This window comes from Ruegeria sp. CDSC079 (genome assembly GCF_059610505.1).
Window position 1 is genome coordinate 283,138 of record NZ_JBXWNT010000003.1, and the last position, 23,055, is coordinate 306,192.

Below are 23,055 nucleotides of genomic sequence, written 5' to 3' on the forward strand. Positions count from 1 at the left end.
CGTTCAAGGGGAGGTGAACGATGTCGGTGATCAAATGGATCGATATGAACGCGGAAAAGGTCCTAGCCAGTGCGCTACTAGCCGCGATTGTCGTGTTGATTTTTGGCAACGTGTTCATGCGCTACATCATGAATGCCTCTCTTTCATGGGGAGAAGAGCTAACGCTTTGGCTGTTTGTCTGGTTCGTCTGGCTTGGCGTCAGCTATGCCTTCCACACCGGCGATCATGTGCGCATTACAGTCCTGCGCGATGTCCTGAGCGAGCGGGCAAGGCTATACGCGGATGTTGTGATCGCGCTTCTTGTCCTTGGATTCCTGATCGTTCTGACAATTGAATCTATCAAGCTGATCCGGCAACCCTTTGTGGCCAGCCAAACCTCAGTTGTTTTGGGGCTGCCAATCCCGATCCTGTATGCCTCAGCGCCGGTCGGTGCAGGCTTATCCGCGATCCGCGTCACTCAACATTTGATCCGAACCCTGCGTCTGATCGCAGGAACCAAAGCGTGAGGAACCCGGCATGCTTGCAACAACGCTTTTCCTGACGCTTTTCGCTCTTCTGCTCTTCAGCGTACCAATTGGCATTTGCCTAGGTCTTGCGACCATGACCGTAATGGTCTTCGTGGATGGCACGCCACCCATGGTTTTGCTGGCACGATCAGTGGTGACAGGCGCGGACTCGTTTCCCCTGATAGCTGTTCCTCTATTTATTCTGGCAGGCGACCTGATGCAGCACGGTGGAATGTCGCGCCGTCTGGTTGGGTTCGCCAATGCACTGATAGGTCATATCCGGGGCGGGCTGGCTTATGTGAACGTGCTCGCCTGTGTGTTCTTTGCCGCCATATCCGGGTCGTCTCCTGCAACCGTCGCCGCCATCGGATCAAACATGATCCCTGAGATGGAAAAGGTCGGCTATACGCGCAAATTCAGCGGCGCATTGACGGCGTCCTCGGGGATGATCGGCGTGATGATCCCTCCAAGCATCCCCTTCATCATCTATGGCGTTACTGCTGAGGTTTCGATCGGCAAGCTGTTCCTTGCGGGTGTTGTTCCCGGCATCCTCTATGCCCTCATGTTCATGTTGGTCGCCCGTGTCCTGCTGCGAAAGGATGAGGTTGTTCAGCAATCGACAACCACGTTCTCAGGCCCGGGTGTTTGGCAGAGCTTCCGGTCTTCGATCTGGGCACTTCTGGTGCCTGTAATCATCCTCGGCGGCATCTACAGCGGTATCTTCACCCCGACCGAAGCCGGTGCGGTGGCCGTGGTTTATGCCGCCTTCATCGGCATCGTCGTCTATGGCGACATCACCCTGAAGGACCTGCCAGAGGTTTTGGCGGGCAGTGCAAAGACGAGCGGCACAATTCTGATATTGGTGATCATGGCGACCGCCTTTGGCAGACTGATCACGCTTGCAAGAATCCCGACAGAACTCGCCACAACGATCACCAGCCTGTCCGACAATCCGATCATTATTCTGTTGTTGATCAATCTGCTTTTGCTGGTGATCGGCATGTTCATGGAGACGATATCGTCGATCATCATCATGACGCCGATCCTGTTGCCGGTTGCAACCGCGCTGGGTGTCGATCCGATCGTCTTTGGCGTCATTCTGACGGTCAATCTGGCCATCGGATTCTGCACGCCACCTTTGGGCGTAAACCTGTTCGTGGCCAGCAGCATTTCAAAGGTTTCCATCGAAAGCCTCAGCCGGGCAATCCTGCCATTCTTTGCCGGCATGCTGATACTGTTGATGTTCATCACCTATGTGCCGGCAATTTCCCTAGCCTTGCCATCCCTTTGGTGACCGGCTGCGGCGCTTCAAACGTTAGACAACAAAACCAGAGGACCCGGATGGATCTGGACCTATCCCACCCGTCGATAGAAGACCTTCGGAAAACCGCGCGAAAGCGCATCCCGAAGTTTGCCTTCGAATACCTCGACAGCGCGACCGGCCGGGAGCTGGGGTTGAAGGTCAACCGGGACGCACTTGATGCCATCGGATTCATGCCGCGTGTACTATGCGGCCGAACAAAGGCCGACCTACATACTACATTGATGGGTAGAACTTACGATCTGCCATTCGGGATAGCACCGGTAGGTATGTCCGGCCTGATGTGGGCAGGAGCAGAGCGGATGCTTGCAAAGGCTGCGGTTGCTCACAATATTCCGTTTTCGTTGTCCAGCGTGGCGGTTGCTTCACCGGAAGATGTGGCACCTTACATTGGAAAAAACGGATGGTTTCAGCATTACCCGGTGAACTCCGGCGATCTGCGTCGCGCCATGCTGCCGAGGATTAAGGCAGCGGGATTTCATACGCTGATTATCACGGTGGACGTTCCAGAAGAGAGTCGGCGCGAACGACAACGCCGCGCCAATCTGACGGTGCCTCCAAAAGCTGACTTACGCACTCTGTTAGAAATGGCTTCACGTCCCGCATGGTGCCTCGCACATCTGCGCGAGGGCATCATGCCACGTATGCGGTTCTTTGACGATTATGTCCCCACACGCGGGCGCGAAAGCTTTACCCACGCGGGCGCCTTGATCCGTGGGATTCCGGATTGGGAGTACCTGCGCGAGTTACGACAGGAGTGGGAAGGCAATTTGATCGTCAAGGGTGTCCTGCGGCCTGAAGATGCTCAAAAAATGGTAACCGAGGGCGTGGACTGCATTTGGGTATCCAACCACTCTGGGCGGCAATTCGAAGCCGGGCCCGCCGTGATTGATCAATTGCCGGGTATTCGCGAAGCGGTCGGTACAGACATGCCACTTATCTACGATTCCGGCATTGCCTGGGGGTTGGACATAATGCGCGCCCTGGCGAAAGGTGCAGATTTCGTCATGGTCGGACGCGCCTTTCAATATGCTGTCGCAGCGTTTGGAGCGCGAGGGGTCGACCATCTCGTTCACATCCTGAAAGCAGACATTGAGGCCAATATGAGTCAGTTGGGCGCTGAAAACCTCGACAACTTGGCCGAGCACCTTCTCAAGAGTGGCTAATCACCCTTCGCTAAGCACCGCGTATCACACACACCCGCTCGTCGCCTCGTCAAGCAATCCATTAACGATCAGATCCGCAGTTGAACGCGAACAAGCCATCGGCAGGTTATAGACCGTCGCCAGGCGGGTCAGAGCTTTAACATCAACATCGTGCGGCATTGGTGACAAAGGGTCGACAAAGAAAATCAATGCATCCAGTTTCTCTTCACAGATCATAGCGCCGATCTGTTGATCACCCCCGAGCGGTCCACTTTTCAGGCAAGTCACATTCAGCTCTGGAAAGGCCTCTTTTAGTCGACCGCCGGTTGTCCCTGTCGAAAAGATTTGCACGCCGAACAGGCGAGACTGTTGTAGACCCACCCATTCAACGATTTCGTCCTTTCGCGCATCATGAGCCACTAGCGCGAAACGCGGCGCATCACCGGATGAATTGTTCAACGTAGTCTTCTCCAAGTCCTACTTCCGCAAAGTGTTTTCGGCACAGATCAATCTTGGTAAAGACATCTTCGTAGCCAGTAACCTTGCCCCACGGATCAACATAGCACATCACGCCATTGACCTGAAAATATGTGACCATCTCTTCGACATCGTCCGGGAGGACCAAAGTATGCGTCTCACCCGGCGGCTCAAAGACATAACCCCCTTCTTCCGCCACCCAATCGTGTTCCAGGTAATGCCAACGCCCTTTCAAGACAAAGCCGTGGACAGGTTGCGGATGGCGGTGCCGTGAAAGAACACCAGCTTTGCGCACTTTGAGAAGGTTCATCCAATAGCCTTGCGAGCGGTTCAGACAGAGCGGCCGGAACCAGACGTTTTCAGCCTGCGGAACCCATAGCCTGTCGTCTTCGCTCATCGCGTTCGGGATCACGATCTCTTCTTGCGCATCCTTGGGGAACGGCAATTGATAAGGCATTCGGGCGGTGTCGTCGTCATTCATTGATATTCCTCACATAGCGAGATAGCCGCCATCGACCGGATAGATCGATCCGGTCACAAAGCTGGCATTTTCACTTAAAAGCCATTGCACAAGCGCGCCGACCTCTTCGGGTTTTCCCCAGCGTTTCATCGGCGTGCGCGCCATGATTCCGGCTGTTCGCGCGGAATCTTCCCGCAGACCTTGGGTCATCTCTGTTTCGATCCACCCCGGCGCGATGGCGTTGACCCGGATGCCGTCTTCGGCCCAGCGACCTGCAAGCGCCTTGGTTAATTGTGCAACGCCGCCCTTGGAAGCGGAATAGGCTGGAACCAAAGGCCCACCAAAGATGCTGAGCATGGAGGCGGTATTGACGATGGCCCCATCTGTTTCCGCCAGCAAAGGATGTACGGCGAGGCAGCAGCGCATCGTACCGGTCAAGTTCACATCAAGCACCTTGGCAAATACGTCGATGTTGTATTCTTCTTCACGCATAAGAATACCTGCGCAGTTCACCAAAGCATCAAGACGCGTAAGATCGCTAAACACTGTATCGACGGAGACCTGATCAGTCACATCCAGGGTCTGTACCTTGATCCCGTTCTGGGGCACGAACGCATCCAACTCGGATTGGGACGCAGATGCAGCGATGACGGACCAGCCTGCCTCAGCCAGCGATCGCGCGACACCCGCACCGATCCCTCGTGTACCGCCCGTAACAAGGGCCTGTTTCATCCAAGTTCCTCCAATACACTGGTGAAGGCGCGCGCGCGCCTGTCGATATCATCCAATGTATAGCTCGGTTTGAACAGTGCGGAGCCCAGCCCATATCCATCTGCACCCGCAGCATGATACGACGCCATCGTATCCGGCGTTATGCCACCTACCGCAGCGACGACTGCGTCTGCAGGCAATACGGCGCGCATAGCCGCTATGGCAGCGGGGGGCACCATTTCCGCCGGAAAGAATTTGAGCACCGAGGCTCCGATTTCCAATGCCGCAAAGGCCTCGGACGGGGTCATGACGCCCGGACACCAAATCAGACCCCGTGCGACAGCCGCGCGCCCGACGTCCGGATTCATATTGGGTGATACGATGATGCGCCCGCCCGCATCTGCGGCCGCCGCGACCTGATCCGTGGTCAACACTGTGCCAGCGCCGACTATGGCTTGAGCGCCATGTTTCGCAACGATCTGCGATATCGAGTCCAGCGGGTCCGGTGAGTTGAGCGGCACTTCAATAATCCGAAACCCGGCATTGAAGAGCACATCAGACACCGGGCGCGCATTTTCTGGTGCCAGCCCCCGCAAAATCGCAATCAGCGGATTTGCCGCAAGCGCTGCAGTAAGGTCAATCATCCGAGTAACCCCGCAGCGCGTGCGATCAGGAAATGCCCCTTTGCCACTATATCAACTGGCGCGCGACGACTTTCGAAACCGGCTATTCGAAGAGCAATTTCGTAGCGGTCTGACAAATCGCTACGTCCTACAACAGTGATTGTCCCAACTTCGTTCAATTCACCCGTTGCAGCAGCTACTTCGGTACCGATCAACAAACCTGACATGTAGTCAGCCGTTGCAACCTTTGGAATTTTGCCCATGAGAGGAAGCGTCCGGACATGGAAAAGGCTGTGCAGCAAGTTCGACGTTCCATCGAGGCCGGCTTTTACACCCATTGTGAACGCCTCCTCACTGAAGGTATCGTCCTTCATCAATGTCCCGAGGATTGTGTGCCCTTTCAGCGCAGAGAAGATCTCACCCGTCATGTAAGTCGAAAAATCCACGATTTTCCCGCCTGCAACCTGAACCCATTTGCTGTGAGTTCCCGGCATCACAAACGTACCTTCGCTTAAGCCCAGCGAAGAGGCCCCAATGATCTGGGTTTCTTCGCCGCGCATGACGTCCGGACCTCCGGCATGTTCGGTCGAAGCACCCGTTACAAAGTGAATGCGTGCTCCACTGGTTGCGTCATGAGGGACCAGAGCCCGTGCAAGACCGCCCGCGCCGAGCGGCATTTCGGCATAGCGTGTTTCAACCCAGCCATTGCGGCTGGTAATCATGCCAGATGCCAGGATAGGCAGGTTTGCCTTGGCCACCCAAGGGCCGATAAGACGATCAAGAACCGACTCAAAGGTTTGACCCGCAACCTGCATTATGCCTTCAGGCGACGAGACCCCGTCGATCACCTCGCCCTCTGCTCCAATGAGAAAAGCACGGAACGATGAAGTGCCCCAATCGACGCCGATCAGCACTGGCTCAGATGCGACCGAATTCATTCAGCAGATCCTCGACGGTTTTGCCTTGGGCCACCCATTTACGGGTTTCCTCCTCACGGTCAGCTTGCTCTTGAGCAAGGCGCACGGTTTCTTCGGCGATTTCCTGTGGAATCACGACGACACCCATCAGATCAGCTACGATGAAATCGCCAGGATTCACGACGACGCCTCCGCAGGCAATTGGCACATTGATCGAAAGCTCTTCTTTACGTTCTGAGAACATCGTGTGCGTCCCACGCGGCGTGATCGCACGCGTCCAGATTGGCCAGTTGATGTCTTCCAGTTCGTCTGTGTCGCGCCCGGTGCCATCAACGATCATGCCGCGGATGCCACGGTTCTTGGCGAGACCGCCCATTAAACCGCCGCAAACTGACGTTTGACGATCACCACCCGCGTCCACGACGATCACATCCCCGGGTTGTCCCATTTCAAGCGCCTTCAAAGGGTCCACCAGATCGCCTTTTGAAAGCTGAACCGTCACGGCCTGGCCTGTCACCTTGGCGCGGAAAGCTGGCTTGATGGCGCTATCCATCACACCAGTTCGGTATTGCACATCCGCGAAAATGGCTGCGGCAGAGTACGCCTCTAACACCTTGTCGAATTTCTTGAGCAGTTCCGGGCTTCTTTCAAAATCATTGAAAACCCTAAGGTCCGTGCTGACTTCTGGCATTCTCTTCTCCTATTATGCGGTAGATACAGCCAATGCGTCAGCATTGACGGTGTAGTCGGGTTTTTGCCCTGTCAGAACCTTGGCCACTTGCGTGGCCGCGGTGACCCGCGCTGCGTGTATGGATTCCTCGGAATAATAGGCTGAATGCGGCGTCACGAGGACGTTGGGCAATGTGAACAGCGGGTTGTCATCGGGCGTCCAATTTGCACGCTTGGCGGGTTCTTCTTCGGGGTCGTCGAGCCCCGCTGCGGCCAGACGACCCTCTGTCAGCGCCCGGAACAGCGCCTTGTTGTCAACTGTGGGCCCGCGCCCGGTGTTCACAAGGATCGCGCCCGGTTTCATGGCGGAGAATTCGGCGTCAGACAGAAAGTGATGCGTATCCGGCGTCATCGGTGCCTGCATCAGGACATAGTCAGATCGTGCCAGCAACTCGGGTTTGCTCACCAACTCGACCCCAAGCTTCGCGGCTACTTCTCGGGGTAAAAACGGATCAAATGCAATGACGGTAACCCCGAAGGATTGCGCCCGCGCGACGATGGCTTGCCCGATTTTACCCAGCGAAACAACACCCATCGTGCGTCCGCGCAGACGGTAAACAGGCTGCCCACTTTGCCATTTCCAAACCCCCGCATGCGTGGCCCGATCATAGTCCGGCAGCTTGCGAGCCAAGGTGAGCCAAAGGGCAATCGCGTGATCGGCGACTTCCTCGGTACAGTAGTTTTGCACGTTGGTGACCAGAATGCCTTTGTCCGTCGCCGTGCCGACATCAACGATATCCACGCCAACACCATATCGCGCGATGACCTCGCACTTTTGCATCCGCGTGATTGTTTCTTTCCCGATCCGAGCGTATTGATTCATCATCGCAGCGCAATGCGGCGCGACATCGAACAGGTCTTCCTGACGCTTGGCCTGAAGCGCGATCACTTCGGCACCCGCGGCTTCCAGGATTTCCGTTTCAACGGCGACGTCGCCAAAATCGTAGTCGGTTATCACGACCTTGGGCCTGTCCGTTCTGGGGGGAAAGTTGGCGCGATCAGTCATAGGCACCCGCCGAATAGGTCAATTCATACGAGTGACTGTAAAGCTCGAAGATGTTGCCAAACGGGTCCTCCATATAGACCATGCGATAGGGCTTTTCGCCGGGGTAATATTTACGCACCTGTTGCATGCGCTGGCGGCCACCCAAATCTTCGATGACCTTGATGCGACCTTCCAGATCCTCGTCCTGCACGCAGAAATGGAACAAACCGCGCCGCCAGTATTCAAACGGACGTTCCTCTTCGACGGTTCTCGGGAATTCGAATAACTCGATGCCGACGCCATCTCCCATCGACAAATGCGCGATGCGGAAGCTTCCCCAACCTTCCCCAAACACATCGTCGCACATCTGACCAATGGCGCTTTCGTCATGCAGGATTTCGGTTGGTTCCATCAGCACATAGAGACCGAATGCTTGGGAATAAAACTCCACGGCTTTTTCCAGGTCCGGAACCGTGATGCCGATATGTGAGAAAGTAAGAGCAGCCATGGGAGGCTCCTTTTGTTAGCAGTTAAAGAATGTTACGAACGATGCCGCCTTCGATCCGGTGCGCGGAACCGTTGGAGGCTGAGCTGGCCGAGATCGTGACGATCATGCGGGCGACCTCGTCTGGTTGGACAAAGCGCTGTATGAGCGATGTGGGTTCATCTGATTTGAAGTAATTGTCCACGATCGTGTCGAGCGGCTCACCCTTTTGATCGGCGAGGCCGTCAAAATAGGCCTCGACACCTTCTGTCCAGGTTGGACCTGGTAGGATCGAGTTAACCCGGACTTTCGTCCCTTTTGTGAGCTCTGCCATGCCACGTGTCAGACCTAACATGGCAGTTTTGGTGACAGAATAGTGCACCATCTGAGGCAGTGGTTTGACCGCTGCTTCACTGGCCATATTGATGATGGACCCTTCCCCCCGGCGTAGCATCTCGGGCAGGAAAATCCGGCTCATCCGAACGGCGGACAGGACGTTGATGTTGAAGTAATGCATCCAGTCGTCATCGGTCAGATCCTCAAACGGTTTGACCGAAAAGATGCCGACATTGTTGACCAGCACATCAACTGTACCGCGCGCTTGCGCGAAATCCGCCAGAGTATCCGCATCAGCGGTTTTTGTTAGGTCGGCCGCAATGCCTTCAACCTCGCCCAGAGATGACAGGTCATCGACGCAGGCGGACACTTCCGCCTCGGTTAGGCCATGCACGATGACCCGGGCGCCTTCTTCCAGGTAAAGCCGGGCAGTGGCTTTGCCGATACCGGAACCTGAACCGGTCACCAGGACCAGCTTATCCTTGAGACCTAGATCCATCTCAAGCCTCCTTCTTAACGTTTGATGATTGCTGCGATGACGAGCGGCCGAACATGCGCCCCATCAACGTAGAGATTTCCGCGCGCCACATATCTATTCCAACGGCCATCAAGATGATCAGGCCCAGCACGATGTTCTGAACAGAAGATGGTGCGGCGTTCAGGTTCAGACCATTCTGGACGATAACGATTGTCATCGCTCCCATCAGCGTGGCGAGGATGTTGCCACGCCCGCCTGCAAGACTGGCGCCCCCAACTACAGCAGCAGCAATGGCCTGCAGTTCCAGCGTCTGGCCATAGTTGGGCGAACCCGAGTTGAGGCGTGCTGACATCAGGATGGCCCCGACAGCCGTCATGAAACCCGCGATGACAAATGTCGTGGTCTGAACCTTACGGACGTTGATGCCCGTCAGAACGGCAGCGGCTGGGTTGCCACCCACGGCATAGATCTCGCGGCCGAGTTTTGTGAAGTTCATCGTGAACGCGGCAAGGGCATAGAAGAACACGAGGTAGAAGACCGGCAACGGAACGCCGAACAGCTTACCGTAAAAGATCGGCTCTAGCGCTGGATCCAGCGAAAAGATCGGCGAGCCGTTGTTGAAGGTCAGCGCAAGGCCTCGAAAGGCAATCAATGCCGCCAGTGTGGTGATGAACGACGGGATGCGCCCGTAGGCGGTTATCAATCCGATAAAAAGACCGAGCAACCCGCCAAAAAAGAGAATGAGTGGCAGCGCCAAAACCAGCGGAATACCGATGAATTTCAACAACTGCGCAAGGATCATGGTTAGCAAGGCCACCATCGACCCTGAACTCAGATCAATGCCCGCCGCGAAAATCACGATGGTAGATCCAATTGCGATCAACGCCACAATGCTCACCTGCAAGGACAGGTTCGACAGGTTGCCTGGGTTCAGAAAGCGCTCTGTCGTAAGGGCGACAATCAGGGCGACGATCACCATGGCTGCAAATGGCCCAATCAATTGAGTGTCAAAGATCCGCTTCATGCGAAAGCCTCCTCAGGCTTGGAATGGGGAATGTCGGCGGAAGCGCGCACTAGATCGTCATGAGTAAGCTCAGATGCATCGACCGTGCGCGCGATTGTGCCATGTTGTACAACGGCAATCCGGTCACTCATCGCCAGCAACTCGTCATGGTCCGAACTGATCAGGATGATCGATTTTCCCGCACGGGTGAGCCTGTTGATCAGCTTGTAGACGGCGATCTTGGCGCCAATATCGATCCCCTGTGTCGGCTCATCAAGGATCAGGATGTCCGAGGCAGAGAACAGCCAGCGCGCGATCACGATCTTCTGTTGATTGCCACCAGACAGGAAATTGACCGTTTTTTCCTCGGCCTGGGTCGAGATTTCCAGATCGCGGATCAGATCATGGGTAGCTTGCTCTTCCACCCTAAGGTTCAAGACTCCGAACCGGCTTAGCTCGCCTAAAGACGCTGCAGTGACGTTCCCGCTTGCGCGAAAGTTGAAGAACAACCCGTCAAACTTGCGGTTTTCCGGAACGAGGGCCAATCCAGCACGGATCGCATCGATTTCCCGGCGGAAGTGAACCGGTTTGCCGTTCAGCGTTACTTGCCCGGCAATCAATTCGTCGGTCCCGAACAGCGCGCGCGCAATTTCTGTGCGGCCACTGCCCAAGACGCCACCCAAGCCTAAAACCTCGCCTCGGCACAGTGAAAACGAAACATCTTTCACACCTGATTTTGTGGCCAGACCGGACGCCTCCAGCACAATATCATCGGTGGCGTTCTGCTCTTTGGGATAATGCTCACCAATGTCTTCACCAACCATGGCGCTGACAATCTCAGAGACAGTGATCTTGGTCTCACCACTTGCGCGCACAACGCATCCGTTGCGTAAGATCGTCACTTCATCGACGATCCGCTCAACCTCATCCAGCCTATGAGAAACATAGAGGATGGCGGTGCCGCGTTCGCGCATATTTCGCAAAAGCTGGTGCAGGCGCTCAATCTCATCTTCGCCCAATGCCGCAGTTGGCTCATCAAGGATGATCATGCGGGCATCCATCGCGATGGCTTTCGCGATCTCGACCAACTGTTGCTCGCCTACCGACAGCGTACCGGTGATAGTTTCGGGTGAAACATCGACATCCATTTCCGCCAACACGCGGGCGGCTTCATCGTAGACCCTGGCCCAATCGATCACACCAAAGCGAGACCGAGGCATATTGCCAAGGAAGATGTTTTCGCCAACCGATAAGGTCGGCACGATCGAGAATTCCTGAAAAACTGTCGCGATGCCCAAATCGCGCGCCGCCTGCGGGTCGCTGATTGTGACAGACTTTCCATTGTACAGGATTTGGCCGCTATCTGGTTGCTGTACGCCGGACAAGGTTTTGATCATCGTGGACTTGCCACAGCCGTTTTCGCCCAGCAGCCCATGAATGGAACCGGGCATAAGCCGGATGCAGACCTTGTCGTTCGCCAAGACGCCGGGATAGGCCTTGGTAATATCGACAAACTCCCAAAGGGGCGTTGCGGGTGTCATTGCGATTGCCTCGACAAAAATGAAATTCGGCTGGTTTGCAACCCGGCAGCACGCACGCGCGCCACCGGGATGCGGGGAGATGGCTCAGTATTCTTTGGACGGTTGTGGGAAGAGCTTTTCAGGCTCTTGCAGCACACTGATCGCGCCATCCTTGTCCTCAATCGATGTGGGCGTTTCGATCCAGCCACCGGGATAAGACCCGTTAAGCGCATCAATAGTGGCGTGCATTGCCGCTTTACCCATCAGGAATGGTGAAGTGTTGACGGTTGCCGTGATGTTGCCCGCCGCGATCTCTTCAAGGCCGGACGTGTCGCCATCATTGCCCAATAGAACGATGTCATTACGGCCGAGTGCTTTCGCAGCAAAGGATGCTCCAATGATCATGTAGTCATTCGCAGCAAAGATCATGTCGAGATCGGGGTTCGACTGCAGGATATCCATGCCAGCTGTGTTGCCGCCTTCGACGTTCCATTTGCCATCGATGGATACAACGACTTCAAAGTTGTCGTTGCCCTCAATTCCGTCGAGAAAGCCACCGACCCGCTCGGTTGAGTGATACCCTGGCTGCCCTTCGATGATGCCGACCTTCAATGGTTGATCGCCATAGGTCTCGACGGCCCAATCAGCGATGGCTTGAGTCCCATTGCGCTGAGAATACCCGACCACACCGTGGATCGGAGTCGGAAAGTTCGGGATGTCCGAGTTAATCATCAAAACAGCCATGCCCTTGTCAACGGCCTGCTTAAGTAGCGGCGCCGCAGCAAATTCATCATGCGTTCCAAAGATAATCGCATCCACATCCTGCGTCAGTACATCCTGGATCATACCCATCTGACCGTTGATATCCGCGCCAGACTGAGGCGCGAGCATGAAGACTTCGACCCCGGCCTCCGCAGCGACCGCTTTGATGCCCTCACCAATGGCGATGTAGTAGTTGAACTCGGTCGCCGGTGGCATATACGCGATCCGGAACGTGTCATTCTTGGGTTCAATCGCATCAATCGCAGCCTGTGCCCCGTCCTGCAACGGCACCGGTGTCGGATAGTTCTCGGCCATTACGACTGTTGCCAGCGTGACGAATCCCGCGGCAAGCGTAGTGCTCATAAGCGTTTTCAACATTGTTTTCTCCTCCAGAAATTCGTTGGTTATCCGTTGAACGGCGTGTCGATCACGCCGCGAATGCCGGGTTTCACGGCGAAGAGACCGCCGGAATCCGGTTCTTTTGTTAAAGCGGCTTCGTCACTCATTAACCGCGATGTCGTAATGAAAAGCGTGTCGAGGTCTGGACCGCCGAATGCGCAACAGGTGGGCTTCCAGACCGGCACCTCGATTACGCGATTGATCGTGCCGTTGGGTGCAACGCGCACAACGCGATGACCTTCCCATTCGGCATTCCAGACACCGCCTTCTGCATCCACGCAGGACCCATCGGGCAGGCCGGGTTCATCCTCGAAAGAAACATGCATCCGACGGTTCGAAACAGATCCACTATCAGTGTCGTAGTCGAACGCCACGATTTCCCGATCCGGGGTATCGGCAAAGAACATTGTAGTTCCATCCGCCGTGAAGCAGGTCGAATTGGCGCAAGACACCCCTTCGATAATTGTGCGCACGTTCAGATCCGTGTCGACGCAAATAACCGACGAATCGGCATTACCCGAGACTTCGTTCATCCCCCCGACAATCAACCGCCCCTGACGATCAGTCCGCCCGTCATTCAACCGCGTCTCCGGGTTATTCGACTCGAATCGGGTGACGAGGGATTCTTCTTTCATGGCCTGATCGAGCAAAACGACACGATCTGCATAAGCAACGATCAGCCCTCCAGAGATCCGCGGAGCAAAGCAACATATGCGCTCTGGCACCTGATGAGACGTGCATTTCGAAGTTACCGGATCAAATGAGAAAAGCGCGCTGCCTTCGATGTCGGTCCACCAGACAAGCCCATCGGTTGGGTTCCAGAAAATCCCTTCCCCGTGCTGGTTCTTGCAGTCGACCACCAACTCTGCGCGCAATTTTTTGACCTCCACTATCGCTTTCTGATATCTGATATACCAGCTTGCCTAATCTGGTGTATCAGATATCTTGCATCTGGCAACACCTTTTTTGGAGATATCCCCAGATGGCCCTTGAGAGACCCAAATCATTGCGTGAACTCGCACTGGAGCATTTGCGGAACAGCATTATCGATGGCTCCCTGAAGATGGGTCAGGTTTTGTCGGAGCGAAAAATCTCCGAAGAACTGGGCGTGTCTAAGTCACCGGTCCGCGAGGCGCTCGCTCAACTGCGTGACGAAGGGTTGGTCAGTATCGAACCGCAAAAAGGCGCACGCGTGTTTTCTTTGTCCGAACCGGAAGTCACCCAAATCTGCGACTTTAGACAAGCGATCGAAACAGCCGCCTTCGAACTGGCATTGTCGCGTGACCCGGAAGGACTGGCCAGTGAAATGCAACGCGTCGTGACGGAAATGGAGCGAGAACGCAGGCGAGGCAACGAGAAAGGCTACCTTTCACTAGATACCACGTTTCATCAGTTGATCTTCGAACATGCCGGGAACGATTATTTGACGGCTAGCTATACCCGATACATCGGTAAGATTGCAGCACTACGAACCCACCTGGCGAAGCTGCCGCAGCACACCGAACTCTCTTTTGATGAACATGCGAAGATTGCGATTGCAGTGCGCGAAGGGGACATGGCCAAGATCAAGTCTCTTCTTACGGCACATATTGATCGCACGCGGCAGGCCTACAAGAGCGCTGCAATTGTTCTCGAAGGAGCCGCTGCGCCCTGACGCATAGAACAGCTGAGTTTTTGAAGGGGGGCGGGCCATATCGGCACCGCCCCTTTCTTGTTCCGCTTCACCGCTATCTCTTTTTGATTGACATCTGAGATATCAGATGCCAATCAAAAAGCGGGAGGAGCTTTGTATGACACCTGCAATGGAACATGGCGCACTGAGGTCACAGCCACTGATTCAACTGGAAGCGGCTGGCAAAAGCTTCGGAACGAATATTGTTTTGGACGGTGTCGACTTCGAGTTGAGACCCGGTGAAGTTCACGCGCTTTGTGGTGAAAACGGTGCTGGGAAATCCACCTGCCTCGGTCTTCTTTATGGACTTCACCAGCCTTCAGCCGGGCGAATCCTGTGCGATGGCAACGAGCAGCTGATTGAAAGCCCATCACATGCGCAATCACTCGGTATTGGCTGTGTCTTTCAGGAACTCAGCCTCGCCGGTGTCCTCTCCGTAGCGGAAAACATCTTCGCAGGCCGCGTACCCACCCGGTTGGGTGTCGTCAACTGGCCTGAATTGCGTCGTCGGGCGGAAGCGTTGTTGGCGGAGTTCGGTCTGGATATTGATGTTTCCATGCCGGTTGACGGCCTTCCGATTAGCTCCCGCCAGATCGTAGAAATTGCCAAGGCGTTGTCACTGAACTCCCGCGTCCTGCTTTTGGATGAGCCAACTTCAGCATTGGCACCCGATGAAGTGGACGCACTATTCGACGTCTTAAAGTCCCTTACAAAGAAGGGGATTGGCATCGTGTATGTCAGTCACCACATGGCCGAGATCTTCCAGATTTCAGACCGCATCACTGTTCTGCGCGACGGACACCGCATCAGCACATTGCCCGTGTCAGAAACCTCACAGGAAAAGGTCGTTGCCGAGATGATCGGCGGCGCACATCCCGGTGATGTCACCCGTTCGGATCAAGGCGGCGGCAACGAAGTTTTGAATGTAAAGAACCTGACGCACCCCGGCGAGTTTGAAGACATTTCGTTTTCCATAAAAGCCGGAGAGATCGTTGGTATGGCCGGTCTAATGGGCGCCCGCCGCAGCGAGATTGTCCGGTCCATCGCTGGACTGATGCATGGCGCGACAGGCGAAATCAGATTGCATGGCAAGCCAGTCAGCTTTGCGTCCTTGCGGCAAGCGATGCGCGCTGGTGTCGGGTTTGTCCCCGAGGAACGCAAGACCGAAGGTCTATTTCTGGAACAATCGCTCAGCGACAACCTGATTGCAGCCAGTCTTTCCGAACACACGTCTGTCGGTTTCATACGTGCCAGCACAATCAAAGCTGCGAGCCAGGCCGCCATTGACGCCTTCAGTGTCAAAACCAGCGGGATTACCGAACTTGTTGGCGATCTGTCAGGGGGCAACCAGCAAAAGATCATGCTGGCCAAATGGCTCAAACGTTCTCCAGCTCTTCTGATCATCGAGGAGCCCACAAAAGGTGTTGATGTCGGGGCTAAATTTCAGATTCACACAGAGCTTTTACGTCGAGCCGCCGAAGGTATGGCCATCCTCGTGGTGTCATCCGATTTCCCTGAACTTGTCTCTCTCTCTACGCGCATTCTTGTGGTCCACGACGGTCGCCTCATGGGCGATGTTGCGGCGGTTGACGCAACCGAGACCACGCTCCTTCAATTGGCCGCCGGAAACTCTGTTCCATCGGTGGATGCAACCCAAACCAATCAATCAGGAGTCGCGACTTGACTATGACAGCTCAAGCCAATTTGCCCATGAAACCACCCCTGTTGCGCCGTGTCCTGCAAGCCTTTGTTGATATTCGTGAGTTAACGCTGATCGTCCTGATCGCCGCCATCATCATCGTGATGTCCAACATCAACCCCTACTTCCTGAGTTTCTCGAATTTTCGCGCGGTGGCCGTGGGCATGGCACCGACCGCGATCATTGTGATCGGCATGGCAATCCTGCTTGCATCCGGTGGTTTCGATCTGTCGGTTGGTTCGGTGATGGCCCTGTCTTCCACCGTCGTCGCCATGCTGCTTTTGACCGGTATGGCAATCCCGCTCGCCGTAGCATGCGGGCTCATTCTAGGTGGCATGGTGGGCGTGGTGAACGGAGTGCTGGTGACCGGCCTCGGGATCAATCCGTTGATAGCAACGCTCGGAACGATGTCGATCGCACGCGGTATTGCCCTCGTATTGACCGAGGGGTTTTCAGTATCCAGCCTGCCGGCGTCCTTCGCCTGGATCGGCAAAGCTGACATCGGCGGCTTTCCGGTGATTGTCTTGTTCACCATTCTGCTGGTGATCCTGTTTGACCTGGCCGTCCGCCATACGCGTTTCTTCCGTCAGGTCTATTTCATTGGTGCCAATGAAAAAGCCGCGATGCTATCGGGCATCCACGTCACACGCGTGCGCATCATTCTGTACGCACTGACTGGTATTCTGGCTGCTCTGGCGGGTGTCTTGCTGGCCTCCCGCTTGATGAGCGGTACGCCCACGGCCGGCAATGGCATCGAACTGCAAGTTCTGGCGGCTGCCGTCATCGGCGGCGCATCATTACGAGGAGGAGAAGGCACTATCCTTGGAGCTTTCCTTGGCGTCGTTTTCGTCGCGTTAATCAACAACACCATGACGATGCTGGCCGTATCGATCTACTGGCAGATGATCGTCATCGGCGGTGTACTCGTTACAGCAGTCGCCTTGGACATGCTGATCCGAAGCAAACGGGGTTAGGCCCGAAGCTCTCCAAAACTCAACAACAACCAAAGATCCAAAACAGGGAGACTACGATGACCGAATTGAAAGTAAATCGGCGCAAGCTGCTGACAGCGGGCACGACTGCGGGACTGGCCGCCGCTTTCGGACTGCCCATGCTGTCCACGGAAGCCATGGCGCAAGCCGCTGGCAAGGAATACGTTTTTCTGTCCATCGTCACACAAGTGCCGTTCTGGGTGGATTATCGCAACGCGATGGAAGATCTTGAGGAGTTGATGGGCATCAAGGCCACGTTCACGGGCCCCCTAGATTTTGACACTGCAGCGCAAGCACGCCAACTGGACGAATTGATCGCCAGACGCCCCGCAGGTATCCTCATATTCCCCGGTGATCCGGCTACTTTGGCACCCGGCGTTGAACGCGCGGTCGAGGCCGGGATTCCAATCACGTGCTGTATAGGTGACATCCCCGACAGCCCCCGATCCACGTTCCTTGGCATCAACGGCGTTCAGGCAGGACGTGTCGGCGGCGAGATGCTGGCGCAAGCGATTGGCGGCCAGGGGAAGGTCATCCTCGGCACGTTTCCCGCTCCTTCCACGCTGGAACGGGTCGAGGGTTACAAACAAATCTTCGCTGAGAAATACCCGGATATCGAAGTCGTCGATGTTGTGAACGACAAGGCCGACCCGTCCTATGCTCCGACAGCCTATCTTCAAGCCATTCAGGCAAACCCCGATATTGTTGGCATTGGCGGCACAGACGGCGACAGCGGCAAAGGCGCTGCGATTGCGGTCAACGAGGCGGGTCGCAAGGACATCAAGATCGTCGCGATGGATCGTAATGACGACATGCTGCCCTACATCGAAGACGGCACCATACACGGTGCTGTGGCTCAGAAGTCCTATTTGGAGATATTCCTCGCCTTCCACATGATGCATTGGCAAAATACAGATGCGTTGAAGGTCTTGCCGGATTGGAAGGCCGCCGGGATCAACCCGCTGCCTGAACGCGTCGAAACCGGGGTGATGCCGATCACGTCCGAGAATGTCGCACAGTTTAAGCACGTCTAAATTTTCATCCCGGCGCGGCCATGTCGCGCCGGAACACCGTCAGGGAGCAAACATGCCGGACAGATGGAGTGTTCTTCAGCTACAGCAGTGTGATCTGCGACTGACACTCCTGCCAGGCATCGGCGGCCGTCTGTGGGACGTGAGTTTTCAAGGGAGCTCACTCCTCTTTCAAAACCCAGATCTTGACGGAGTGGAGATCGACGACACCCGGCTCGCCGATTTGCCTACACGCTCTCCACAATTTGGCTTTCCACTTTGGGGAGGCGAGAAGACATGGATCGCCCCGGACTCGTCTTGGGAAAACGGCGCTCCGTTTCCCGTGCTGGACAGCGGCTCCTATCAGATCACTTCTAGAACCAGCACTCGCATCGACATGACCAGCGCCGTCTGTCCCATATCTCACTTATCTGTTTCGCGTCGCATCACACTGACTTCTGAAAACAGCTGGGACATTGAACATATCGTTGCCAATCATGGAACTTCCTCGCGTTTGACTGGCATTTGGTCGGTCATGATGCTTAACACCCCAACCAAGATCGGCGCCGAAATGGATCATCCTGCGTTTTATCCTGTTTTCGGCTCTGCCGAACAGATGGTTGCAACGCACAGCAGAAGCACTGTCGTGGATTGTAGCAGACTGCAGGAATTCAAGATCGGACTTCCGAACCCCAACAGCCGGACGCTGATAAAATGCGGAACGGATGGACCTTTGTTGATGTGCTCAGTACCGGAACCTCGGCAAGGTGACCGATTTGCGCATCACTATCCATTCGAGGTCTTCAATTCAGGCGATTACGCCTACTGTGAAGCAGAGTGGCACTCCCCCGTGCACAACCTCGCCCCAAATGAAACGCTGAGTTTTAGGCAGATGTTCCGCGTCTTGACGGACGAGGACCAGCCACAAATGCCAGCGGGTCTTACAAGCAACAAGGAATTCCTGTTATGCATGTCCTGATCACAGGCGCTGGTGGACATCTTGGGCGCAAACTGTTCGACACGCTCGAAAGTGATCCCGACTACACGGTTTCCGGCATCGACATCCGACCCGCCGATCATCCCAATATTCACACTGCGGATCTATCTTATGATAGCAGTTGGATCAGCTTGCTCGAGGACGTGGACGTAGTCGTGCATCTTGCCGGTGACAGAGAGCCGGCCGCCACTTGGCCCTCAGCGATCAAGCACAATATGGATGCAACCCTTACACTCTATCACCATGCGGTCGCCATGGGTGTCAGTCGCGTGGTTCTTGCCAGTTCCAATTGGATCCATGGCGACAAAAGATTCACGCATGTAGCGCTCAACAGTAAGACACCACCTGGCCCGGTGAACGCCTACGGAATGTCAAAACTGTTCTGTGAACAGACAGGGGCTTACTTCGCCGAGCATCACGGACTGTCTGTCATTTGCCTGCGTATTGGCTGGACGCAATGGACCCACAACAACCAACCCGGCACGCATATGGCGATGGGCCGATGGGGCCAGGAAATGTGGTTGAGCGATCGGGATTTCCTAAGCGGCATGCGCGCCGCAATTGATGCAAAAGACGTTTCCTTTGCAGCACTGAACTTGATGTCGAATAACCCGGGCATGCGTTGGGATATCACCGAAACGCAGAAAGTGATCGGCTATTCTCCGAAAGATGGGAGCCCGGCAAAAGTTACCACAGGCATTGCCTTTAGGTCTGCGCTGAAGCGCCTGTTTTCAGTCCGTATCCCCAATTATTTCACCACACGATTTCCGGATTGGTAGAGTACAAGGCCCAGACATTGTTGTTGCTTTGGGCATTCAGTTTCCGAAACCTAGCCTTGAGGTAAGCGTTGTTCGCATTGCGGTTGTCGACGCCCCACGTCATGAGCGGCAGATTTCGCAATCTTCGGCTGAATCGCTGCGCTTTAACAAACTGCGAACATCGCTGAACCGGTGTTATGTGAAGCGATCTCTGGTTGAGTAGTGGCGATTCAGTGGGACTAATGCCAGTGGCTCTCTAGCGGGACAAACACAGACACATGATCAGCGTCCGCTTTAAAGCTCATTTCGTTCGCCATCGAACAGTTATTACTGGCTGCATTCATTTTCTGTCTTTAATCTGTCTTGCATGGCAATCGAACCGAGACTGGATATAATCGGGGCCGCGCTCGCCGATCCCAGCCGATCCCGCATACTGTGCGAACTGATGGACGGGCGCGCATTCACCAACAAAGAGCTGGCTTGTGCGGCCAAGATAAGCCCGCAGACCGCGAGTGCCCATTTGAAGCAACTCGAAATTGCCGGTCTGACCGCTTCTTTGCGAAGCGGTCGGCATGTTTATCACTGGGTGGCAAGCGCTGACGTTGCCCAGATGCTGGAAGGATTGGCTACCCTGTCACCGACCGACCACCTGTCTCGGCCCGGCCGGATCGCGACAGACACACAACGCGCACGCAGTTGCTACAATCATATCGCTGGTAAGCTCGGCGTCCTGATGACGAAGCGCCTTGTTGCCCTTAATGTGCTGAATCTCAAAGATGACGCTTTGACATCCGGACCTCGCTATCAGGATTTCCTCGATGATATCGGGATCGAGCCGCCACCTGTTTCATCGGGGAAACCTCCGGCAAAACTCTGCCTTGACTGGACAGAGCGTCGGCACCACATTTCCGGCCCGCTGGCCACAGCGATCATGCAGAAGTCACTGACAGCGAACTGGCTGGAGCGCAGGACCGGTAGTCGCGCTCTTACCATTTCCGACGACGGGTTCGATGCGCTCGAACGCTGGTTTGGCCTGAGCAAAAAGACTCTGGACGGCTCGGACGACAATTGACAGTTCGGCCGATAACGAACCGTCATTTTCCACAGCATCGCCAATACGAGCTATTTCGGCAGAAGCTGCTGGAGATAAACATGACATTGCCCAAACTCGAAAATGACAGGTTCGTTCCCGAAAACGGTCTGCGGATCGTTGTCCAGGTGCCAGATACACATGCGCAAAAGATCATTGACGCGGTTCTGGTCGATGACGTTCTGAAATATGGCGACTACGATTGCGTCACCTATCAGACCGCGCCGGGAATGCAACAATTCAGATCCCTTGGGAGTGGGCGCAACATGGCAACCTCAAAGGTTGTCGAGGTACCCTGTGTGGAACTGTCATTCTTTCTGGACAGTAACGAAGCCAAAACCGTGCAGGTTCTAAGAAACATCTATTCATCACACCCCTACGAAGAGCCGGTGATCTTCGTAGAACCGTGCATGCGGACGCTTCATATCCGGGGAATGGACGAGGACAATCCTAACAGGTTCTGGAACAACGAGACCGAAGATTGGGTGCCAAAAGAGCACTGGTAAGTGAGGTTGAACCCAGCAATCTCCGAACCCCAACGAATAAGTAGGAAGGGCTCCTTTGGAACCTTCGCCGCACGCTGTACTAGGGTCCGGTTTTGATTTCCTGGAAACAAGGCAATAGCGGAAAGCTCCTGCACATCGCGGTTCGGGTGTTATATGCACCGGTCTCTCGTTGAATGCCCGATCTGCTGTCACATGCCTTCGATAATGGCAATTCTGGCCGTGGCATTTTCCCTAACGATGTACCGCAGCAAGTTATTACCCTCGGCCATGAGGTCGAGGCGATCTTCGTTCTTTTTCACCACGGCTGCCCACGCCATTTGATCGTGTATTAAATCGTCAAGGATCGCTATGCGTTGTCCACGGCCCATTTCCTTGGTTTTGCTTTTTAACACCAAAAGTCTATCAATATGCCCAATGAGGTCAGGTGCCAGGTCCTGATCTTTAATGAGCTCATGCAGGTTCATCGGCGGCGACATATCGGGTACCGTAGGTTTTTCGTATGCGTCTCAGGGGGCATTCTAGCAGACCTAGAAAACTCTTGGTTCGGCCCATAAGAGACATTCGGCACCCTGCTGGCATTCTGCGGTCGCAGCCCGCATTCCGGTCATTCGCTGCAAGTGCAAACTTTGGCGCTGCTCGAACTCACACATAGCGGGACTTTATTGTCATTCTTTAGGACGACACAAATGACCGCTCGAAGGAAGCTGGCATCAAACCCAGACGCTGCTGAACTTATCATCGTAACAACCTTGTGATCGCGACGACCAAAGTACATCTTGCCCAAGATATCTACCTACTAGTAGGTTGATGTCTGTTCGCAAGGAGAGACAACATGAAAATCTATGATACTGAGGGTTTCCCAAACCCCGCACGTGTGCGCATTGCGCTTGCTGAAAAAGGCGCAACAGACCAGGTCCAATTCGTTCCGGTTGACGTGATGGGTGGCGAACATCGCACCGAGGCCTTCAAAGCCAAGAACCCCGATGCCGTTGTGCCCTGCCTTGAGCTGGCGGACGGTACACATATTTCGCAGTGCAATGCGATTACAGAATATATCGACAATCATTTCGAAGGCCCGTCGCTGACCGGAGAGACACCAAAACAACGTGCGCAAATTTCGATGATGAACCTGCGTGCAGAAAATGGTCTGCTGAATGCTGTGGGAACCTACTTTCACCATGCCACACCAGGTCTTGGTCCAGACCTTGAGACCTATCAATGTGCTGAATGGGGTAACAAGCAAAAGCAAGTTGCTGGTCAGACAATGGCTTACTTGGATGAAGTTCTGGCTGACAATGAATATCTGGCAGGTTCTGAGTTTTCGGTTGCTGATATCACGGCGTTTGCCGGTCTTGCCTTTGCGGACTTTGCCAAGGTCGACATTCCAGAAACACTCTCCAATCTGACGGCATGGCGGGCAAAGGTCTCGGCACGGCCCAGCATCGCAGGTTAAAGACGCGATACCACTCAAGCCG

The 23,055-nt window shown here is 55.0% G+C and carries 26 protein-coding genes; 12 read left to right on the forward strand and 14 right to left on the reverse strand.

What is annotated here, in order from left to right:
* Positions 1-20: 20 nt before the first annotated feature.
* Genes AC2FIC_RS07190 through AC2FIC_RS07200 form a run of 3 tightly spaced genes read left to right on the forward strand, consistent with a single transcriptional unit; the run spans position 21 to position 2,993 of the window.
* A complete protein-coding gene (locus AC2FIC_RS07190; protein WP_496691454.1) occupies positions 21-506 on the forward strand; it encodes a TRAP transporter small permease in 486 nt (161 codons plus the stop codon).
* A 10-nt stretch (positions 507-516) separates the two neighbouring features.
* Positions 517-1,800 carry a TRAP transporter large permease gene (locus AC2FIC_RS07195; RefSeq protein ID WP_496691453.1) on the forward strand — a complete coding sequence of 428 codons (1,284 nt, stop codon included), beginning with the start codon at positions 517-519 and terminating at the stop codon, positions 1,798-1,800.
* A 47-nt stretch (positions 1,801-1,847) separates the two neighbouring features.
* Positions 1,848-2,993: an alpha-hydroxy acid oxidase gene (locus AC2FIC_RS07200; protein ID WP_496691452.1), complete on the forward strand. Its 1,146-nt coding sequence runs from the start codon at positions 1,848-1,850 to the stop codon at positions 2,991-2,993.
* A gap of 24 nt (positions 2,994-3,017) precedes the next feature.
* On the opposite strand, the gene AC2FIC_RS07205 is transcribed toward AC2FIC_RS07200, so the two are convergent.
* The 13 genes from AC2FIC_RS07205 to AC2FIC_RS07265 form a co-directional block, all read right to left on the reverse strand.
* A complete protein-coding gene (locus AC2FIC_RS07205) occupies positions 3,018-3,431 on the reverse strand; it encodes a methylglyoxal synthase (protein WP_496691451.1) in 414 nt (137 codons plus the stop codon).
* Positions 3,412-3,930: a 2,4'-dihydroxyacetophenone dioxygenase family protein gene (locus AC2FIC_RS07210; RefSeq protein WP_496691450.1), complete on the reverse strand. Its 519-nt coding sequence runs from the start codon at positions 3,928-3,930 to the stop codon at positions 3,412-3,414. Before AC2FIC_RS07210 ends, AC2FIC_RS07205 begins: the two co-directional genes overlap by 20 nt.
* Before the next feature lie 9 nt (positions 3,931-3,939).
* A complete protein-coding gene (locus tag AC2FIC_RS07215) occupies positions 3,940-4,641 on the reverse strand; it encodes an SDR family NAD(P)-dependent oxidoreductase (RefSeq protein WP_496691449.1) in 702 nt (233 codons plus the stop codon).
* Complete coding sequence (locus AC2FIC_RS07220; protein WP_496691448.1) at positions 4,638-5,264, reverse strand: 2-dehydro-3-deoxy-6-phosphogalactonate aldolase; 627 nt, start codon at positions 5,262-5,264, stop codon at positions 4,638-4,640. Before AC2FIC_RS07220 ends, AC2FIC_RS07215 begins: the two co-directional genes overlap by 4 nt.
* Positions 5,261-6,181 carry a 2-dehydro-3-deoxygalactonokinase gene (locus AC2FIC_RS07225; protein WP_496691447.1) on the reverse strand — a complete coding sequence of 307 codons (921 nt, stop codon included), beginning with the start codon at positions 6,179-6,181 and terminating at the stop codon, positions 5,261-5,263. The genes AC2FIC_RS07220 and AC2FIC_RS07225 overlap by 4 nt, the downstream gene beginning before the upstream one ends.
* On the reverse strand, positions 6,162-6,851 hold the full coding sequence (locus AC2FIC_RS07230) for an RraA family protein (protein WP_496691446.1): 690 nt from the start codon (positions 6,849-6,851) through the stop codon (positions 6,162-6,164). The genes AC2FIC_RS07225 and AC2FIC_RS07230 overlap by 20 nt, the downstream gene beginning before the upstream one ends.
* Positions 6,852-6,863: 12 nt before the next feature.
* On the reverse strand, positions 6,864-7,895 hold the full coding sequence (locus AC2FIC_RS07235) for a C-terminal binding protein (protein ID WP_496691445.1): 1,032 nt from the start codon (positions 7,893-7,895) through the stop codon (positions 6,864-6,866).
* Positions 7,888-8,382: a lactoylglutathione lyase family protein gene (locus AC2FIC_RS07240; protein ID WP_058276296.1), complete on the reverse strand. Its 495-nt coding sequence runs from the start codon at positions 8,380-8,382 to the stop codon at positions 7,888-7,890. Before AC2FIC_RS07240 ends, AC2FIC_RS07235 begins: the two co-directional genes overlap by 8 nt.
* Before the next feature lie 22 nt (positions 8,383-8,404).
* The gene (locus AC2FIC_RS07245; protein ID WP_496691444.1) at positions 8,405-9,193 is read right to left on the reverse strand and encodes an SDR family NAD(P)-dependent oxidoreductase; all 789 of its coding nucleotides are present in this window, start codon (positions 9,191-9,193) and stop codon (positions 8,405-8,407) included.
* A gap of 1 nt (position 9,194) precedes the next feature.
* Positions 9,195-10,196, reverse strand: a complete 1,002-nt coding sequence (locus AC2FIC_RS07250; protein WP_496691443.1) for an ABC transporter permease — start codon at positions 10,194-10,196, stop codon at positions 9,195-9,197.
* Complete coding sequence (locus AC2FIC_RS07255; RefSeq protein ID WP_496691442.1) at positions 10,193-11,716, reverse strand: sugar ABC transporter ATP-binding protein; 1,524 nt, start codon at positions 11,714-11,716, stop codon at positions 10,193-10,195. The genes AC2FIC_RS07250 and AC2FIC_RS07255 overlap by 4 nt, the downstream gene beginning before the upstream one ends.
* An 84-nt stretch (positions 11,717-11,800) precedes the next feature.
* Positions 11,801-12,835 (reverse strand): sugar ABC transporter substrate-binding protein, encoded by a 1,035-nt coding sequence (locus tag AC2FIC_RS07260; protein WP_496691441.1) that lies wholly within the window; start codon positions 12,833-12,835, stop codon positions 11,801-11,803.
* Between the two features lie 26 nt (positions 12,836-12,861).
* Positions 12,862-13,731 carry an SMP-30/gluconolactonase/LRE family protein gene (locus AC2FIC_RS07265; RefSeq protein WP_496691440.1) on the reverse strand — a complete coding sequence of 290 codons (870 nt, stop codon included), beginning with the start codon at positions 13,729-13,731 and terminating at the stop codon, positions 12,862-12,864.
* A 107-nt stretch (positions 13,732-13,838) separates the two neighbouring features.
* Between AC2FIC_RS07265 and AC2FIC_RS07270 the strand changes: the two genes are divergently transcribed.
* The 8 genes from AC2FIC_RS07270 (at position 13,839) to AC2FIC_RS07305 (ending at position 21,580) form a co-directional block, all read left to right on the forward strand.
* Positions 13,839-14,510 carry a GntR family transcriptional regulator gene (locus tag AC2FIC_RS07270; RefSeq protein WP_496691439.1) on the forward strand — a complete coding sequence of 224 codons (672 nt, stop codon included), beginning with the start codon at positions 13,839-13,841 and terminating at the stop codon, positions 14,508-14,510.
* Between the two features lie 136 nt (positions 14,511-14,646).
* Positions 14,647-16,212: a sugar ABC transporter ATP-binding protein gene (locus AC2FIC_RS07275; protein ID WP_496691438.1), complete on the forward strand. Its 1,566-nt coding sequence runs from the start codon at positions 14,647-14,649 to the stop codon at positions 16,210-16,212.
* A gap of 26 nt (positions 16,213-16,238) precedes the next feature.
* The gene (locus tag AC2FIC_RS07280) at positions 16,239-17,201 is read left to right on the forward strand and encodes an ABC transporter permease (protein ID WP_496691437.1); all 963 of its coding nucleotides are present in this window, start codon (positions 16,239-16,241) and stop codon (positions 17,199-17,201) included.
* A gap of 56 nt (positions 17,202-17,257) precedes the next feature.
* Positions 17,258-18,253 carry a substrate-binding domain-containing protein gene (locus tag AC2FIC_RS07285; RefSeq protein WP_496691436.1) on the forward strand — a complete coding sequence of 332 codons (996 nt, stop codon included), beginning with the start codon at positions 17,258-17,260 and terminating at the stop codon, positions 18,251-18,253.
* A gap of 52 nt (positions 18,254-18,305) precedes the next feature.
* On the forward strand, positions 18,306-19,208 hold the full coding sequence (locus AC2FIC_RS07290; RefSeq protein ID WP_496691435.1) for a hypothetical protein: 903 nt from the start codon (positions 18,306-18,308) through the stop codon (positions 19,206-19,208).
* On the forward strand, positions 19,196-20,005 hold the full coding sequence (locus tag AC2FIC_RS07295) for an NAD-dependent epimerase/dehydratase family protein (protein ID WP_496691434.1): 810 nt from the start codon (positions 19,196-19,198) through the stop codon (positions 20,003-20,005). The genes AC2FIC_RS07290 and AC2FIC_RS07295 overlap by 13 nt, the downstream gene beginning before the upstream one ends.
* Positions 20,006-20,351: 346 nt before the next feature.
* On the forward strand, positions 20,352-21,056 hold the full coding sequence (locus AC2FIC_RS07300; protein WP_496691433.1) for an ArsR/SmtB family transcription factor: 705 nt from the start codon (positions 20,352-20,354) through the stop codon (positions 21,054-21,056).
* 80 nt (positions 21,057-21,136) lie between these two features.
* On the forward strand, positions 21,137-21,580 hold the full coding sequence (locus AC2FIC_RS07305) for a YqfO family protein (protein ID WP_496691432.1): 444 nt from the start codon (positions 21,137-21,139) through the stop codon (positions 21,578-21,580).
* Between the two features lie 188 nt (positions 21,581-21,768).
* On the opposite strand, the gene AC2FIC_RS07310 is transcribed toward AC2FIC_RS07305, so the two are convergent.
* Complete coding sequence (locus AC2FIC_RS07310; RefSeq protein ID WP_496691431.1) at positions 21,769-22,056, reverse strand: DNA polymerase beta superfamily protein; 288 nt, start codon at positions 22,054-22,056, stop codon at positions 21,769-21,771.
* Between the two features lie 356 nt (positions 22,057-22,412).
* Between AC2FIC_RS07310 and AC2FIC_RS07315 the strand changes: the two genes are divergently transcribed.
* On the forward strand, positions 22,413-23,033 hold the full coding sequence (locus tag AC2FIC_RS07315; RefSeq protein ID WP_085822351.1) for a glutathione S-transferase family protein: 621 nt from the start codon (positions 22,413-22,415) through the stop codon (positions 23,031-23,033).
* The last annotated feature ends 22 nt before the right edge of the window (positions 23,034-23,055 follow it).